The sequence below is a fragment of the Thiomicrorhabdus sp. genome (assembly GCF_963662555.1).
Lineage (GTDB): Bacteria > Pseudomonadota > Gammaproteobacteria > Thiomicrospirales > Thiomicrospiraceae > Thiomicrorhabdus.
Map to the genome: position 1 here is coordinate 2610580 of NZ_OY759719.1, position 15662 is coordinate 2626241.

Here is a 15662-nt window from a genome sequence, read left to right on the forward strand (position 1 = left end):
TGACACCATGCCGCATCCAACTGACATAAAACTACATCAAAAATCAAAAGCCTTAGAAGTGGCTTTTGATACAGGTGAAACCTTTACCTTTAGCTGTGAATTCTTGCGGGTCTATTCACAGTCAGCAGAAGTTACTGGTCACGCACCTGGGCAAGAAGTATTGCAATTAGATAAACAAGATGTAAATATTGACGACATTACTCCAGTTGGTAATTATGCAATCAAGCTTCACTTTAACGATGGGCACGATACCGGTCTTTATACTTGGGAACGCCTCTATGATTTAGGCAAAAACCAAGAAGATTATTGGGTCGATTATTTACGCCGAGTGATGCGCGCCGGGCATAAACACCCTGAATTAGAAAAGTTACAACAAAGCATAAAATCAAAACAATAAATCAAAATACTAAACCCAACGTTTAAATGAATCAAAAGGTTCTGTTATGAGTCAAAATAAAAACACCATCGATTTTGGATTTACGGAAGTTCCGTTAGAAGAAAAAGTCAAAAAGGTCAAAGGCGTATTTGACTCGGTAGCCGGCAACTACGACATTATGAACGATGTTATGTCGATGGGAATCCACCGTTTATGGAAACGCAAAACCATTGAATTAAGCGGTGTTCGCCCAGGCAATACCGTTTTAGATTTAGCAGGTGGTACAGGTGATTTAACCAAAGCCTTTGCTAAACGTGTAGGTTCTACAGGCCAGGTAGTATTAGCTGACATTAACGAAAGCATGGTACGTGTGGGTCGTGATCGCCTAATTAATGAAGGCATTGCAGGCAATGTGGACTACACCATTACCAATGCTGAAGCCTTAGGGTTTCCAGACAACACCTTTGATGTAGCAACCATCGCTTTTGGTTTGCGTAACGTGACCAATAAAGACAAAGCATTAGAAGAACTATACCGAGTGCTTAAACCAGGTGGTCAACTGATGGTCCTTGAATTCTCTAAAGTCACTCAACCGCTTTTAGCCAAGTTTTATGATTTTTACTCATTCAATATTTTGCCAAAAATGGGCAAAGTCATTGCTGATGATGAAGCCAGCTATCAATATTTAGCCGAATCGATTCGTATGCATCCTGACCAAGAGACACTAAAGAAAATGATGTTAGATGCAGGGTTTGATAAAGCCGAATACATTAACATGAATGAGGGGATAGTCGCCCTACACCGTGCCTGGAAATATTGATTATTTAGAATGCCTTAAAGCACGCTATCTCTTCGTCAGTGTTCGGTCGTTTACACTTGTAAACTCCCTCTCACTTCCTTGACCTCACGTACTTTAAGATCTTCTAAATTGCCTAAAATCGATATATTGTTTTTTTACAAAGTTGAGATACTTTATTTATCAAACTTAAGATTGGATTTATGTCATGAACAAACAACCAGGCCTGGTAGATTTGGGGTTATCTAAATCTTTAGAATTAGCAATCAATACGGCTATTCATTTGGATGAAGAGCAAGGACGCGTTTTTGAAGCTCTTGATGGTAAAGTCATTGAGTTGGTGATCACCCCATTTACTCAACCCCTATTCTGCCTAATCAACCAAAAACAAATTGCTATGCAGCGTGAACTAAATGGTGCTGCCGACGCTACCTTAAAAAGTGATATTTCTGAATGGATGGCCTTGCCATTAAGCCATAATCTTAAAGCAGAAATTACCGCAGGCGACGAAACCATTGGTAATGCATTTATTCAAGCACTTAACCATCTTGAAATTGATTGGGAAGAGCACCTATCGCATTACACGGGTGATTTGGTTGCGTTTAAAGTCGGCCACGGCATTCGCTCTTTTTTAGAAGGTAAACAAAATGCTAAACAACAAGTTGGCAATACCGTTCGTGAGTATCTCCAATTTGAAATCAACACCCTTCCTACTCGCAACCAAGTAGAGCATTTTGTAAAAGACGTCAATCAGACTGCCAGTGAGATTGAAACAATGGCTAAACGCATTGATGCTCTAATCAAAAACACATAATAATCAGCACTTATAAGACATATATTCATGAAGCTATTTAAAAAACTCGCCCGCATAATCAAAATCAACCGAGTGCTAACGCACTATCAAATCGATAAAATGATTTTGACCGATACCAAATACGCATGGTTGATTATCCTCAATAAAATCTTTCCATGGAACTGGCGAACAGGCTCAAATGCTTCACGTGGAGAACGTATTCGTCTCGCTTTAGAAGAGCTTGGCCCCATTTTTATTAAATTCGGACAAGCCTTATCAACCCGCAAAGATTTATTACCACACGATATCTCTCTTGAATTAGCCAAACTACAAGATGACTGCCCTCCTTTTGATGAAACGCACTCATTACAACTGATAGAAAAAGGGCTTAATAAAACGGTTGGTGAAGCTTTTGCCACATTCAATCCCGTGCCAATGGCATCAGCCTCAATTGCCCAAGTGCATGAAGCCACTTTACACTCAGGTACAGAAGTCGTTGTTAAGGTGGTTCGCCCAGACATTAAGCCAGTAATAGAGCAAGATGTTTCAATCATGTTCAGTCTGGCTAAACTTTTAGAAGCCGCCGTTAAGATTGCCCGTCGCCTGCACCCTGTTGAAGTAGTTGCTGAATTTGAAAAAACCATACTTGATGAACTAGACATGGTGCGAGAAGCCGCTAATGCAGGCCAGTTAAAGCGTAATTTTGAAGGTTCTGATTTGCTATATGTACCAGAAGTCTATTGGTCACACACATCTGAAAGTGTCATGACCATGGAACGCATTCGAGGGATTAGAATTAGCGAAACCGAAAAACTGATTGAAGCTGGAATTGATTTAACCGACTTAAGTGCCAAAGGTGTCATTATCTTCTTTACCCAGGTGTTCAAACACAACTTCTTTCATGCGGATATGCACCCAGGAAATATCTTTGTATTACCAGACGGACGCTACGCTGCCATTGACTTTGGGATTATGGGAACTCTAACGCCAGAAGATCAACGCTATTTAGCCGAGAATTTTTTAGCCTTCTTTAATCGTGATTATTTACGTGTTTCTGAACTGCATATTGAATCGGAGTGGGTACCAAGAGATACTCGCGTGAATGAACTAGAGTCCGCCATTCGTTCAGTGTGTGAACCTATTTGGGATCGTCCGCTTAAGGAGATTTCTTTTGGTTTAGTATTAATGCGTCTGTTCCAAACGGCTCGCCGCTTTGGAATGGAGGTGCAACCTCAACTGGTATTACTACAAAAAACCTTACTAAATATTGAAGGTTTGGGCCGCCAGTTAGACGATGAATTAGACCTTTGGGATACCGCAAAACCTTTCTTAGAAGATTGGATGCAAGAACGTGTGGGACCAAAAGGCTTAGCCAAAAAAGTGAAAAGTAATTTACCTTTCTGGATGGAACAAGCACCAGAAATACCAGGCCTGGTCTATAACACCTTAAATAAATTATCGCATCAAGGTCTTAGTATTCAGTCGCAACAGATTGCAAAAATTGAAGCTCAATTAGAACAACAAAATCGCCAACAACGCCAACGGGCAATTGGTTTTGTGCTAATTTTATTTGGGCTTTTATTGCCAATAGATACAACCTATCAAGACTGGATCCAGCTTGGTTTATTGGTTGCTGGTATTCTGTTCTTGATCAAAAAATAATGTGCTTTTAAAAAGGATATTCATGAAAAGATTTTTATTTGTTTTTGTTATCTTTGCTCTGTTAACCGGTTGTGCAAGCTCAAACCCTCTTGGTATGAGTGACGAACAATGGAAATCGATCACCCCTGAAGAACGCCAGGCACTGTTGTTAAAACAGCAACAATATGAAGAAGAGCAAAGAACTATTCGCATGAAAGCGGAGGCTGAAGAACGCAAGATTCAGTTAAAACAAGAAATGGCCGAAAGAGAACGTTTAGAGCGTTTATATAATGCTCCAAAAAACGGCAATGTGATGATGATAAATATCCTTGGTGGCAAGTACAAATATGGTAAACGCGAAAAACGCATACTTGAAGAAAGTTATGAAATTGCCCGTGGCGAAACCAAAAAAATTCAGCTCACTTTAGAAAATCCTAAAAGCCGTTACAACTCAACAGAAACGGCTTATTTGCAGTACAGTATGAATGGCAATGGAATTTACTTGTATTTAGACAACCCAAAATACAACTCTAGTAAACGTATCGCCCTTTTGCGTGATGGAAATTGGTTATGTGGAACCCGCTATAAGAAAAGCCTAAATACCTCGTATGAAAGCCTACATAAAATATCTTTTTTTGTAAAAGAAGTGGGTAGCCGTTGCAATTTACAAAGACGTCACTATTAATATAACTAAATCAATTATTGAAATGAGGCATTTAAAATGCGTACAAAAATTATTGGCATAAGCCTAACGCTTATACTGCTATTAGGGTTTTCAAACAGTAAAGCGGGTGAAATTTTACCGCTTGCGGTTGATCTTCAAAAAACAGGAAACACGGCTGCAAAGTTCAATATTCCAGTTGTCGTTTTTTATACTGCAACCTGGTGTAATTATTGTAAAAAATTAGAAGAAAACATTATTCATCCTCTAATTGAAACCACCAATATTGAAAGTTATGCTGAATTTAGACAAGTTATCTTAGATAGACCACATTGGGAAATGAAAGACTTCTCAGGCAAACAAATTGAGATGAAAACGTTTGGCCCTTCTCAAGGTGTAATCGTTGCTCCAACAACTTATATTTACAACTCAAAGGGTGAACAAATTGCCGAACCTATTTTAGGTTTAACGCTTGAAGAGTTTTACCCTGGTAACTTAGAAAAAGCGATTAACCAAGGGTTAAAAGCCCTAGGCAATGAAAAACGTTTAGATATATACAAAATGGTTAAAGAGAGCAAAATCAAATACTGATTTTCACTCTGCCACCAAAAAAACAGGCCTCATTAGAGGCCTTTTTTATCGCTATTTTTGAGAACAAATTGCATTTACTTTATTGAATCATCTTGATTCATATTGGCTTATCTTGGCTCACTCAATAAAGGCAATGCCAAATCTACATCCTTATCTCTGTCTAAGGTTTGAATCAACAAATCATAAGAATCGGTTGTACGGACCTCAACAATCATAGACTCTGGATTAGGCAATGGGCTAACAGGTAAAAAACCATAACGCTTAACAACCTTAGGCAAATCACGTTTATGATAAACCTTAATAATAAATGTTCCGGTCACTACCGCATTATGCCCTGTTTTTTTATTTAACAGCACAGGCATAAACAACACTTTTGAATTATCTTTTAAAGATTTTTTGGTTAATGGAGCACAGTTTTCTTTTGTAAACCAAGGTTTATCTGTTTGATACACATACCAAGCACCATGGTTTTCTAATAATTCAAGTTTCCACTCCTTAGGTATATCTGCTGGCGGATTTAAACTCGCAATACGGTTAGGCTCCTGCTGATACTCATTATTACCCGCCATCTTAGCCACTAACTGGCAAGGCTCAGAAAAAGACCAGGCCTGGTAACTTTGCAGAAACAAAGCCAACAACAAAACAAAACGTAATTTATTCACAATCAAAACCCTAAAATAAAAATAATCATAACAGAAGTTTTAAATAGTTGGCCTAAATAGCAGGTTAAAAGTCGTGCTAAAAAAGATCCACCACTAAGCCTTTGGGGATAAACAAATTACCAGGCCTGGTAAAACCTGCGGCAATGAAATGTGAACAGAATATAGTTTAATAATTTATTTAATAGAAACAAAAAAGCCCGTACTTAAATCATTAAGTACGGGCTTTAAAATAGTGGCGGCTACACCGGACACAAATAAATCATAATAACACCATGTTTTTAAAATATTTTTCAAAAACGAGCGACCAAAATACCGTTAACAATACCGTTGAAACCCTAATACTTAGTCTTTTAAAACAGACCTCGCCTTATCTTTAAAAGAAGACTGAACCTGTGAAGCAGCACTTAGCCTCCCAACTAATCGCTGCTTGATCGAAGGCAATTCCAAAGGTGTTCCTTTTACCAATTTCCACTGTTCCATATCTTCAAAAATATTCTTGAGCTGTTGATTTTTAACCTTGGTTTGATTCCCATCAATAATCACGCCTGTCACAAGTTTTTTTTCGTTCTTTCCGTAGATACGCGTCTTTTCTTCATGAAGCCTGTGGTTATATCTGCCTACAATCTTTTTTAGTGTATTAAGTAGTAACTCATTTACACTATCTCCTGAAATAGTTAAATCGTCGACATATACAGTAAATACCAAATTCAAGCTTTTACACAAATTATCAATCTCTTCAAACATTCCATGATTTGCCCAATACGCCATATGCATACTTAAGCGGCTTCCAGTAGGCAAACCATTTTTAAAACAACAAACGTCTGACATAAGACGTGCGATATCTCCCGGCATTTTAAAATCGTAAAAAAATAAACGAAAAACCATCTCTTTACTAGTTGAAGGGAAAAACTTACGTATATCAGTAGTTAACAACTTCTTGTTACCTATATGCTGCTTAGCATTTGTAACATGAGAACGTTTCTTAAGGCCTGAATGAATGTCTATAGGAATAGCAATCCTACTCATCAGACTAGCTATTCTTGTGTGAATTGCTTCCAGCTCACTTATAGGTTGCTGTATTTCTCTCACATTACCTTTATCATTGTTCACATTAAAAACATTGTAAAAGGAATCGCTCGATAGTTTTTTAAGGGCTTTAGGAGAACAACCAAGAATATTGGCAAGTCTTTTTTTTGAAGAAACTTTATAAAATGGGGATTGGGTTATAGAATAACTTTTGCCTTTAGATTGTATTTTAGATAACGGCTTTTTCTTTTGAGTCACGCTCGATTACCCACTCTAAAGCACTAAGGACTTTACTAGATACAAATCCACGAAATTTCTCTGAAACTTTTGCATCTTTTGAGTTCATTGTTTCCGAGAAAAATATAAGGGAAGATACAGGCATATCATACATTTCTGCAATTTTTTCTAGCAGATCAATGCTGATTGTTTTTTTCCCTGACTCGATTTCAGATAAATAAGATTTAGATATTGATAACTTCTGAGCAACTTCTGCTTGAGTCATCTTATTATATTGACGGAATGCCTTAATAGCTCTATGAATCATAAAATGAAACTCCTAAAAGAAATTGAGAGGAACACTGCCTAACCACCTCCTTCTTCAATGAACTTAATCGCTTCTCTAATCAAATCTGCTATGCGGATAACCCACAAAACAGCAGACCAAGAAAGCTTTCTTTTCTTAGAGCTATCATCGGTTTTAGGTAGTATCTTTCGGTCATGATTAATATTTTTTTCTTCCATAAAGGATCCTTCTGTTAAGCATTCAACGGAATTGTTGAATACGTCGCCATTAACAGATGGAACGAGAGTGACCAGAAACTAACCTCTCACTTCCGCGAATGCTGGTCGCCAGCATTCGCGCATCTCGCCTTATCGTCACAGTTACGGACATGGGCTCGACAAAATTTAGAGAACGAATTCTCTGCGAGTGTTTTTACACACTCTCTTTAGGTGGCGAATATCTCTCGTTTGATTAATCACGAACAAATTATTAAACAAAAAGCATAGCAAGTCAACAAAATTCGCTATTAGCGAACTTTTACAACCTATAAAATTTATTTGACACACGTGAAGAAGCAACTAAATACACAAATGCTTATTTGCAATTTTTAGCCTTTCATGCAGAAGGAAGTTGAAGACAAATGACTGTGCATTCTGCATACTCATTGAGGGGGATTTAACCATTATGTCTGATATAAATGCCAATAACGCAATTTCAGTTGAGGGTATGAATTCGTAGCACTCCGAATCAAACGATGTATTCAAGAACATCCCTGTAATTAAATCAATTGTAGCCGCTTCATCAATAATGAACTCTTCAACGTTTACAGTCGATTCATCATCTATATCAAAAAATTCTACTGATACATGTTGATATTCAGATGCCAAATCCAAACCATCATAAAGAAGATCTTCTATAGTAAACTGGGATTTTCCATATGATAGAAATTCAAATACTACATATATAAGAATTGAGGCTCCATGGAGATTTAATTTTCGAAGAGATTCTGAAGCTTCATCTTTTACGTAGTCATCCCAACGCAACCCTAAAGAAATTTCTGTTAGAAGGTCTACCTGACTTTTGTTCATAAAGCTTAATACTTGATTTGGAACAACATGATGAACTTTCATCGGAAATTTACTGTTGGACAAATCAGCAAGTGCATAATTTAACTTTTTTTTATGTTGTTTAAGGTCTGTACAATACAAAATATAGTAATCATCACATCCACTTTGCGAAGCATCTATAATCTGAGCTTTTAACGTTTTCAACCACTCAGTTTGATTCATATCATCAAACGATTTGACCTGAATACCAATCTTTGACCTGTCATAATCGTTATAGTAAGTGATAAGAATATCTACACCTTTATCATTCATACCTTGTATTTCATGAGAAATATTTCCGTATTTCCCACAGCTTTGAATAATGAAATTAAATTTTTGATTAAATACTGGTAACAAGTCCTTATCATGCTTTAAAGAATTAAACCTTTCTGTTTCATCATCGTCAACAGGGCAACCTCCTGCCAATATTGAAAATATTAAATCTCGCTCTACTGATAAATTCACGTCTATTCCTTAATTTTTAACTAAGCATATTACAATTTAGGGGCAGTTGGGGCAAGCCTGCCCCATGAAAATAATCAATCATTCGCTTTCTTCTCCCAATAATGAGCCCCAAATTGCAATCATTCGTGGACGCTTTTGGTGCTATTTGAAGGAAGCTTACAATCAAAACGACCGCTATCATGCTTTAAAAAACCTTGAGCATTTAATTCAGATAAAGCAGTTTAATGATTAATATCTCTACACACTTCGTTTTTAAAGGTTTCAGTATAAATATATAGCCCTTCATATTGGTGTTTAAAACCCGCTCTATTAATTACATCTTTATGGTAATCTGGCTTCTTTGAGAGAAATATACGGATAAACCACCGATAGTGATGGTTTGACGTTTCCCATTAAAACGGTAATCACGCCTCCATGACTTATGGTCTGTGTAGATATGTGAATATAAAGGCCGCCTTTATCAGTGACTTTGTAGTGCTTATCCTTAACAATTAGGTTGTTGAGTTGAACATCATTAAGGAGAAAATTAGACTCATTTATTGAAAAGAGTTATAGCGATTTTTGACGGTATTGAACAAAAATCAAATTTTAGTGCCGTCAAGAATACCGTTAGTTTTATGATTAAGTTACTAGATTAAGCATACACTAAAAAGACAAAAAAGCTTTTAAATTCGATATTTTAGAAACAAAAAAGCCCGTACTTAAATCATTAAGTACGGGCTTTAAAATATATGGTGGCTACACCGGGATTTGAACCTGGGACCCCATCATTATGAGTGATGTGCTCTAACCAGCTGAGCTATGTAGCCAAAATGTGGGCGTATTATAAGACCTGGGTGAAATATGTCAACCTAATAGAGTGACAATTTGACACTTTTTTTACAATCCCGCAATGCTTATCTAAGTATTTAAATACAACTTACCAGGCCTGGTAAATTATCTAAGAAAACATTTAGTAATTGGCTTAATTTATCAAATCCAATTTTGCTGTTATTGGAAGATTGAGGTTGCTCAAGGCAAGGTAGGAAATGCGAGCTTACGAATTGTAAGTGAGCATTTCCTTAACACAGAATAGTGTCTGCTTAGGAAGCAATAAAACTAAATTTTAGACGTTAAAGCGGAAATGCATTACATCGCCATCTTGAACAATGTATTCTTTACCTTCTAAACGCTGTTTACCTGCAGCTTTTGCCCCTGCATCACCTTTATTATCAATAAAATCTTGATAGGCTGTGACTTCTGCACGGATAAATCCTTTTTCAAAGTCAGTGTGAATCACACCAGCGGCTTGTGGAGCTGTTGCGCCTTTTTTGACTGTCCAAGCACGAACTTCTTTTACACCTGCTGTAAAGTAGGTTTGTAAGCCTAAAATTTCATAACCTGCACGAATAACACGATTTAGACCTGGCTCTTCTTGACCCATCTCTTCTAAGAAATCGGCTTTGTCTTCATCATCTAATTGAGCGATTTCTTCTTCTAGTGAGGCACAAATGGCAACCACTTTAGCGTTCTGCTCTTCTGCTAGAGCTTTTACAGAATCAAGAAGTGGGTTATTTTCAAAACCATCTTCATTAACGTTTGCGATATACATCATTGGTTTAACCGTTAATAGATGCAAATCCCTTAATTCTTTTAACTCATCATCAGATAAGCCCATTAAGCGAACTAACTTACCTTCTTCTAACTCAGCTAAAACTTTTTGAAGCAGAGTCATACGAGCTGCTGCTTCTTTGTCGCCACTTTTGGCAATACGCTGTACTTTTTGAATGGCTTTTTCAATAGATTCCATATCAGCAAAAATCAATTCCATATTGATGATTTCAATATCAGAAATAGGATCTACTTTACCTGCAACGTGAACAATATCATCATTTTCAAAACAACGAACAACCTGTACAATGGCATCAGTTTCGCGGATATTGGCTAAGAATTTATTACCTAACCCTTCACCCTTAGAAGCACCTTCTACAAGGCCTGCAATATCCATAAAGTCTACTGTTGCAGACAATACTCTTTCAGGCTTAACAATGGCTGCTAACGCATCTTCACGTGCGTCTGGTACAGGCACAACACCTACGTTTGGTTCGATAGTACAAAACGGGTAGTTTGCTGATTCGATTCCTGCGTTGGTTAGTGCATTGAAAAGTGTTGATTTACCAACATTTGGTAAGCCTACGATACCGCATTTAATTGCCATGCTGTGTCTCCTAAAAACGGAATAATGAATATGGTTGACGAAACCGTTTAAAACGATTTATTTGTGTATTTTAAACTTAAGATTTTGTATGCAACTCTTGCATTGCCTTGGCCAAATCACCTTTTACCAAGTCTGGCACAACTCGGGTGGCTTCATAACTTGCGTCATCGATTAGTTGGCGATCTGCTTTTGATGGATTTTTTAAGACATAATCCACAACTAAATCTTTGTGTCCTGGGTGCCCCACCCCTAATCGCAAACGCATGAATTCTTTTCCCATTGCCGCAATGGTGTCGCGAAGACCATTATGACCTCCATGACCACCACCAACTTTCAATTTTGCAGTTCCAGTAGGCAAATCAAGCTCATCATGAGCAACCAGAATAGATTCAACAGGAATTTTATAGAATTTAGCTAAGGCTTGAATGGATTGGCCACTACGGTTCATAAAGGTCGTTGGCTTTAATAGCCAAAAATCTAATCCATTAGATTGAACTCTTGCGGCTAATCCAAGAAATTTGGTTTCTGGACGAAACTCTACACCGTATTGTCTAGCAATTTCGTCCACAAACCAAAAACCGGCGTTATGTCGAGTCTGCTCATATTTTTCGCCTGGATTACCCAGACCAACAATTAATTGAACAGATGACATAACGCCGGCTCTCTTTTACAGTAATAATTAAAGTCGTAATGGGTTTAGTTAAGCCAAACCCAAAACGAATTAACCTTTACGCTTAGGCTTACCAATGTTTACAACCGCTTGGTCGTAATCTGCATTACCGTGAGATAGTGCAGTTAAGATAACGCCTTCAGGCATAACTAACTGAGAAAGACGTAGGCTTGTACCAGCATCCATTGCTGAAACATCAACGTCGATCTTAGTAGGTAAATCTTTTGCTAAACAGCTAACTTCTACAGTAGCTTGTAAGAATGACATTAGACCACCAAGTTTCACACCAGGAGCTTTAGCTTGACCAACAAAGTTAAGAGGGACTTTCTTAGTTAGTTTGTTGTCAGTACCTGCACGCTGTAAATCGATGTGAGATACATCACCTGTAGATGGATGACGCTGAAGATCTTTAACAACACAAGACTCTGTTTCACCACCCTTAACATCAATAGTTAATACAGCATTGAAGTTATCATTGTTTTCAAGTGCTTTCTTAACGAAGTTTTGTGCAAAAGACACAGATACTGCATCTTTTCCAGCACCATAAATGATTGCTGGTACTTTACCCGTGTTACGAAGGCGGCGGCTCGCACCTTTCCCTTCTTCTGTACGGATTTCTGCTGTCCAATTTTGGCTCATTTGATTTCTCCAAATATCGTAGTTTTTTAAACACTTTTATAATGGCCGGCTCTTAAAGCCTAAAAACTACTAAATTAAAACATCTCATGTCCGCGACCAAACATGAGGGGAGCGGGCATTATACTTAAAACTCAATAATTTACCACTCTTTTTCTACTTTTTTATTCTGACTTAGTCACCTAAAAATAGACAATAGATTAAAGTACTTATTGTAGAAATTAGGCTACGAAACCTATAAAACAAAAAAGCACTCATTAAGAGTGCTTTTTAAATATTGCCTGCTTGATGTGCTTAGTGTTTCATCAAAGCCGTAACAGATTCTTCTAGGTTGACACGTCGAATGGTCTCACCCAACATACCTGCAATAGAAACACGACGAATTTTTGCACACGCCTTAGCTTCAGCACTCTCAGGAATTGAGTCTGTGACTACTAATTCTTTTAACACTGAATTTTGAATATTTTCAACGGCTGGCCCAGATAATACGGCGTGAACAACATAGGCAGAAACACTTTTAGCACCACGCTCCATTAATGCGGCTGCAGCTTTACACAAAGTACCAGCTGTATCAACCATATCATCAACAATAATACAGTCATGCCCTTCAATATCACCAATAATATTCATAACCTGAGCTACATTGGCTTTAGGACGACGCTTATCAATAATTGCCATATCGGCATTTATTGCTTTAGCTACAGCTCTAGCTCTTACAACCCCACCCATATCCGGTGAAACAACGGTGACATTATCAAGGTTATAGTTATTTTGCATATCTTCAACCAATAACGGTGAACCATAGATATTATCAACAGGAACGTTGAAGAAACCTTGAATCTGATCTGAGTGTAAATCAACTGTAACAACACGATCTGCACCTGCTGCGGTGATCATATCAGCAGCAAGACGAGCAGTAATAGGAACACGAGCAGAGTAAGGACGTCTATCTTGGCGAGCAAAACCATAGTAAGGAATTACCGCTGTAATACGAGCCGCAGAGGCACGTTTAAGAGCGTCAATCATCACCAACATTTCCATAAGATTAACTGCTGGTTCTGGTGTACAAGTTGGTTGTAATACATAGACATCTTGACCACGAACGGATTCTTTAATCTCGACCATGATTTCGCCATCACTAAAACGGCCTACATCAGCTTTACCTAATGGAATATCTAAATATTGTGAGATGTTTTCTGCGAGACTGACATTTGCATTACCTGCAAAAATCATGACATTTTTGTTAGCCATTTAAGGCGCTCCTGTTCGAGGAAAAAATGACTTGGGAATTCGGTAGGATATTGGCAGGGCTGGCAGGATTCGAACCTGCGGTACACTGGATCAAAACCAGATGCCTTACCGCTTGGCTACAGCCCTTTAATATCGTTGTCGTTAAAGACAGGTGCGTATTATCCATTTATTTCTTATAAGTTCAAGTCTAATTTCTTAAACTTTATAAAAAAAATCATTAATTCGACACCTTACTTTACTTTTCCTAATTCCAACTCATTGATTAATTTCTGAACTCTGTCATTTTGTAAAAAATTATTGTGATATTTTTTCCATAATGATTTTGCTCGATTTATTTCTTGATTCTGCCAGTAGGCACTAACTAAATGGATAAGTACTTCGTCATCTTTTTCGATATCAAAAGCTTTTTGTAAGTAACTTATCGCTTTATCAAACTCTTTAACCTGATAATAGTACCAACCTAAACTGTCTAAAATGTAATAACTATTAGGCTCTAGCTTTAATGCTTTGTTCAACAAAATATAAGCTTGATCAAGCTTGGTATGTCTCTCAACATAAAAATAACCAAGAGCGTTTAGGGCATCTACATCGTTATTATCAACTTTAAGAACTTTTAGCAAATTAGCCTCATACTCTTCAAATTTTTCTAAATTGTAGAATATTAAAGATTCAGCTTTTAAAATTTCTAGATTATCAGGTTCAATTTTCAAGGCCTGTTCATATAACTTAATAGCATCTGCAGTTTTATTTTCAGCGGTATTAAAAATAGCTTTAGCTCGTAAAACCTTGACTTTATCTTTGTCATTTTTTACTTGAATGCTATTTAAAACATCAAACGCTTTTTTAGTGTTTTTTTGTGCAAAATAAATTTCAGCTAAATGCAACTGAGAGTCTATAAGGTAATTGTCAGTTTTGACAGTTTCAAACGCTTTAATGGCTTTTTCAATTTGCCCACTTTCTTGGTACATAATGCCTAAATAGTAATAACCAACCGATTCATAAGCTTTATTTTGCGTAATTAACAGCAGATTTTTTTCTGCTTGCTCGTATTTATTTTGTTCAATTTGAATTAATGCTACAGATAGACGAGAGGTTAAAGCATTTGGCTCCACTTTTAGTATTTGTAAATAACGCTTTTCAGCATCATCGTATCTAACTGCTTGTACTTCTAATCTAGCTACTCTCTCTTGAACTAATAGGTCATCTGGGTGTTTTTCTACATATGGCGTTAAGGCCTTAATCCCCTCTTCAGGCTGTGAATCCATTAAATAAAGTTGCGATAAAAGATGATAAAAAACAGGTAATGACTTTTCTAAATCTTCTTTGGGCAATAACGGTTTAGCTTTCTGTAACGCAACAATACCAACGTCTGGATTTCGATACGCAGCAGAAATCATTGCCAAACCATAATAAGACGCCCACTCATCTGGGTATTTTTGAGTTAGAGCCTGAAAAAATTCAGTACCTGATTCTTTAGAGACTGAACCAGCAACTTTGGTTGCGGTACTAACGAGCTCTTCTGAAAGAGTTTGTTTTGAGAGTTTACGATAGGTATCCCACTCTTTTAAGGCTTGGGCAACCTTATTATGTCTAAGCGTTAATAAAAAAGAAGCTCTCCAAGCAATAGCGGAATCTGGAGCGACTTCTCGCCAAAGCAAGGTTGCTTTTTCAATATTAGGCACATTAAAAGTGCCCATGGCAATTTGAAAAGTTCTTTCAGCTAAGGCGGGATCTTTAGTTTTTACTGCTAGAGGATATAAAACCTCGAACGCCTGACCCATTTGATTTTTTTGCACCATCATTTCAGCCGCTAAAATCTCAAACATAGTTTTAGCATCTAAATTTGGTGCATGCTGAGCAACAGGTTCTTTTGGAGCTTTATTCTCTGAGTCTGTTTTTTCAGAATTGACAATTGATGCCTTGTCTTGGGCTGAAGATTGTTCAGATGATTCTTGATTAGGTGTTAACGCACATCCAGACAAAAAAATGAAACCACCAAAAACAGCGGATAACACCATATTTCTAGTACGTAACTTACACTGTGCCGCATTAATATTAAACTTCTGTGTATTTTTGGCTCTCAAAAACAACAGCTTTTGGTCTTTTAATCCTAGTGGATGCACTGTCTTGAATATCCTTAACAATTACAAAATAGATAGAAATAAATAGTAGGACTTCATTCTAGGTGATTTAAAAGCAAATTTGCGAAAATCTCTTGATTTTTAAACACAAACGAGTAGTTTATTTATCTAAAACAAGACTAACAACGTGATCAAAACCTTTGTAAAA

Annotated in this window: 16 protein-coding genes and 2 tRNA genes; 6 read left to right on the forward strand and 12 right to left on the reverse strand. The window is 37.2% G+C overall.

Annotated elements, in window-relative coordinates:
* The first annotated feature begins 7 nt into the window (after positions 1 to 7).
* The 6 genes from ACORJQ_RS11815 (at position 8) to ACORJQ_RS11840 (ending at position 4858) form a co-directional block, all read left to right on the forward strand.
* On the forward strand, positions 8 to 397 hold the full coding sequence (locus ACORJQ_RS11815) for a gamma-butyrobetaine hydroxylase family protein (protein WP_321324778.1): 390 nt from the start codon (positions 8 to 10) through the stop codon (positions 395 to 397).
* 46 nt (positions 398 to 443) lie between these two features.
* Positions 444 to 1196, forward strand: a complete 753-nt coding sequence (gene ubiE / locus ACORJQ_RS11820) for a bifunctional demethylmenaquinone methyltransferase/2-methoxy-6-polyprenyl-1,4-benzoquinol methylase UbiE (RefSeq protein WP_321324780.1) — start codon at positions 444 to 446, stop codon at positions 1194 to 1196.
* Between the two features lie 184 nt (positions 1197 to 1380).
* Entirely contained in the window at positions 1381 to 1986 is a 606-nt protein-coding gene (locus tag ACORJQ_RS11825; protein WP_321324781.1) for a ubiquinone biosynthesis accessory factor UbiJ, read from the forward strand.
* A 27-nt stretch (positions 1987 to 2013) separates the two neighbouring features.
* Positions 2014 to 3627 (forward strand): ubiquinone biosynthesis regulatory protein kinase UbiB, encoded by a 1614-nt coding sequence (ubiB, locus tag ACORJQ_RS11830; protein WP_321324783.1) that lies wholly within the window; start codon positions 2014 to 2016, stop codon positions 3625 to 3627.
* Positions 3628 to 3649: 22 nt separating this feature from the next.
* On the forward strand, positions 3650 to 4291 hold the full coding sequence (locus ACORJQ_RS11835; RefSeq protein WP_321324785.1) for a lipoprotein: 642 nt from the start codon (positions 3650 to 3652) through the stop codon (positions 4289 to 4291).
* Between the two features lie 36 nt (positions 4292 to 4327).
* Entirely contained in the window at positions 4328 to 4858 is a 531-nt protein-coding gene (locus ACORJQ_RS11840; protein ID WP_321324787.1) for a hypothetical protein, read from the forward strand.
* 107 nt (positions 4859 to 4965) lie between these two features.
* Here the strand turns inward: ACORJQ_RS11840 and ACORJQ_RS11845 are convergent, their stop codons facing one another.
* From ACORJQ_RS11845 to ACORJQ_RS11900, 12 genes are all read right to left on the reverse strand, one after another.
* Positions 4966 to 5520 (reverse strand): hypothetical protein, encoded by a 555-nt coding sequence (locus ACORJQ_RS11845; protein ID WP_321324789.1) that lies wholly within the window; start codon positions 5518 to 5520, stop codon positions 4966 to 4968.
* A gap of 342 nt (positions 5521 to 5862) precedes the next feature.
* On the reverse strand, positions 5863 to 6804 hold the full coding sequence (locus ACORJQ_RS11850) for a reverse transcriptase family protein (protein ID WP_321324791.1): 942 nt from the start codon (positions 6802 to 6804) through the stop codon (positions 5863 to 5865).
* On the reverse strand, positions 6776 to 7090 hold the full coding sequence (locus ACORJQ_RS11855; RefSeq protein WP_321324792.1) for a helix-turn-helix domain-containing protein: 315 nt from the start codon (positions 7088 to 7090) through the stop codon (positions 6776 to 6778). The genes ACORJQ_RS11850 and ACORJQ_RS11855 overlap by 29 nt, the downstream gene beginning before the upstream one ends.
* Before the next feature lie 38 nt (positions 7091 to 7128).
* Positions 7129 to 7287: a hypothetical protein gene (locus ACORJQ_RS11860; protein ID WP_321324794.1), complete on the reverse strand. Its 159-nt coding sequence runs from the start codon at positions 7285 to 7287 to the stop codon at positions 7129 to 7131.
* Between the two features lie 339 nt (positions 7288 to 7626).
* On the reverse strand, positions 7627 to 8619 hold the full coding sequence (locus tag ACORJQ_RS11865) for a hypothetical protein (RefSeq protein ID WP_321324796.1): 993 nt from the start codon (positions 8617 to 8619) through the stop codon (positions 7627 to 7629).
* A 732-nt stretch (positions 8620 to 9351) separates the two neighbouring features.
* Positions 9352 to 9428, reverse strand: a tRNA-Met gene (locus tag ACORJQ_RS11870).
* 296 nt (positions 9429 to 9724) lie between these two features.
* Positions 9725 to 10816 carry a redox-regulated ATPase YchF gene (ychF, locus tag ACORJQ_RS11875; protein WP_321324797.1) on the reverse strand — a complete coding sequence of 364 codons (1092 nt, stop codon included), beginning with the start codon at positions 10814 to 10816 and terminating at the stop codon, positions 9725 to 9727.
* 76 nt (positions 10817 to 10892) lie between these two features.
* Positions 10893 to 11468, reverse strand: a complete 576-nt coding sequence (pth, locus tag ACORJQ_RS11880) for an aminoacyl-tRNA hydrolase (RefSeq protein WP_321324799.1) — start codon at positions 11466 to 11468, stop codon at positions 10893 to 10895.
* Between the two features lie 69 nt (positions 11469 to 11537).
* Positions 11538 to 12125: a 50S ribosomal protein L25/general stress protein Ctc gene (locus ACORJQ_RS11885; protein WP_321324801.1), complete on the reverse strand. Its 588-nt coding sequence runs from the start codon at positions 12123 to 12125 to the stop codon at positions 11538 to 11540.
* Between the two features lie 291 nt (positions 12126 to 12416).
* Complete coding sequence (locus ACORJQ_RS11890) at positions 12417 to 13373, reverse strand: ribose-phosphate pyrophosphokinase (protein ID WP_321324803.1); 957 nt, start codon at positions 13371 to 13373, stop codon at positions 12417 to 12419.
* A 51-nt stretch (positions 13374 to 13424) separates the two neighbouring features.
* A tRNA-Gln gene (locus tag ACORJQ_RS11895) sits at positions 13425 to 13499 on the reverse strand.
* Positions 13500 to 13603: 104 nt separating this feature from the next.
* Complete coding sequence (locus tag ACORJQ_RS11900) at positions 13604 to 15496, reverse strand: tetratricopeptide repeat protein (RefSeq protein ID WP_321324805.1); 1893 nt, start codon at positions 15494 to 15496, stop codon at positions 13604 to 13606.
* Positions 15497 to 15662: the final 166 nt, after the last annotated feature.

Excerpts from the sequence above, each read along its gene's own strand:
- ACORJQ_RS11825 (WP_321324781.1), top strand. The coding sequence starts at position 1,381 with ATGAACAAACAACCAGGCCTGGTAGATTTGGGGTTATCTAAATCTTTA.
- ACORJQ_RS11885 (WP_321324801.1), bottom strand. The coding sequence starts at position 12,125 with ATGAGCCAAAATTGGACAGCAGAAATCCGTACAGAAGAAGGGAAAGGT.
- ubiB (WP_321324783.1), top strand. The coding sequence starts at position 2,014 with ATGAAGCTATTTAAAAAACTCGCCCGCATAATCAAAATCAACCGAGTG.
- ACORJQ_RS11855 (WP_321324792.1), bottom strand. The coding sequence starts at position 7,090 with ATGATTCATAGAGCTATTAAGGCATTCCGTCAATATAATAAGATGACT.
- ACORJQ_RS11860 (WP_321324794.1), bottom strand. The coding sequence starts at position 7,287 with ATGGAAGAAAAAAATATTAATCATGACCGAAAGATACTACCTAAAACC.
- ACORJQ_RS11815 (WP_321324778.1), top strand. The coding sequence starts at position 8 with ATGCCGCATCCAACTGACATAAAACTACATCAAAAATCAAAAGCCTTA.
- ACORJQ_RS11835 (WP_321324785.1), top strand. The coding sequence starts at position 3,650 with ATGAAAAGATTTTTATTTGTTTTTGTTATCTTTGCTCTGTTAACCGGT.
- pth (WP_321324799.1), bottom strand. The coding sequence starts at position 11,468 with ATGTCATCTGTTCAATTAATTGTTGGTCTGGGTAATCCAGGCGAAAAA.
- ychF (WP_321324797.1), bottom strand. The coding sequence starts at position 10,816 with ATGGCAATTAAATGCGGTATCGTAGGCTTACCAAATGTTGGTAAATCA.
- ubiE (WP_321324780.1), top strand. The coding sequence starts at position 444 with ATGAGTCAAAATAAAAACACCATCGATTTTGGATTTACGGAAGTTCCG.
- ACORJQ_RS11840 (WP_321324787.1), top strand. The coding sequence starts at position 4,328 with ATGCGTACAAAAATTATTGGCATAAGCCTAACGCTTATACTGCTATTA.
- ACORJQ_RS11890 (WP_321324803.1), bottom strand. The coding sequence starts at position 13,373 with ATGGCTAACAAAAATGTCATGATTTTTGCAGGTAATGCAAATGTCAGT.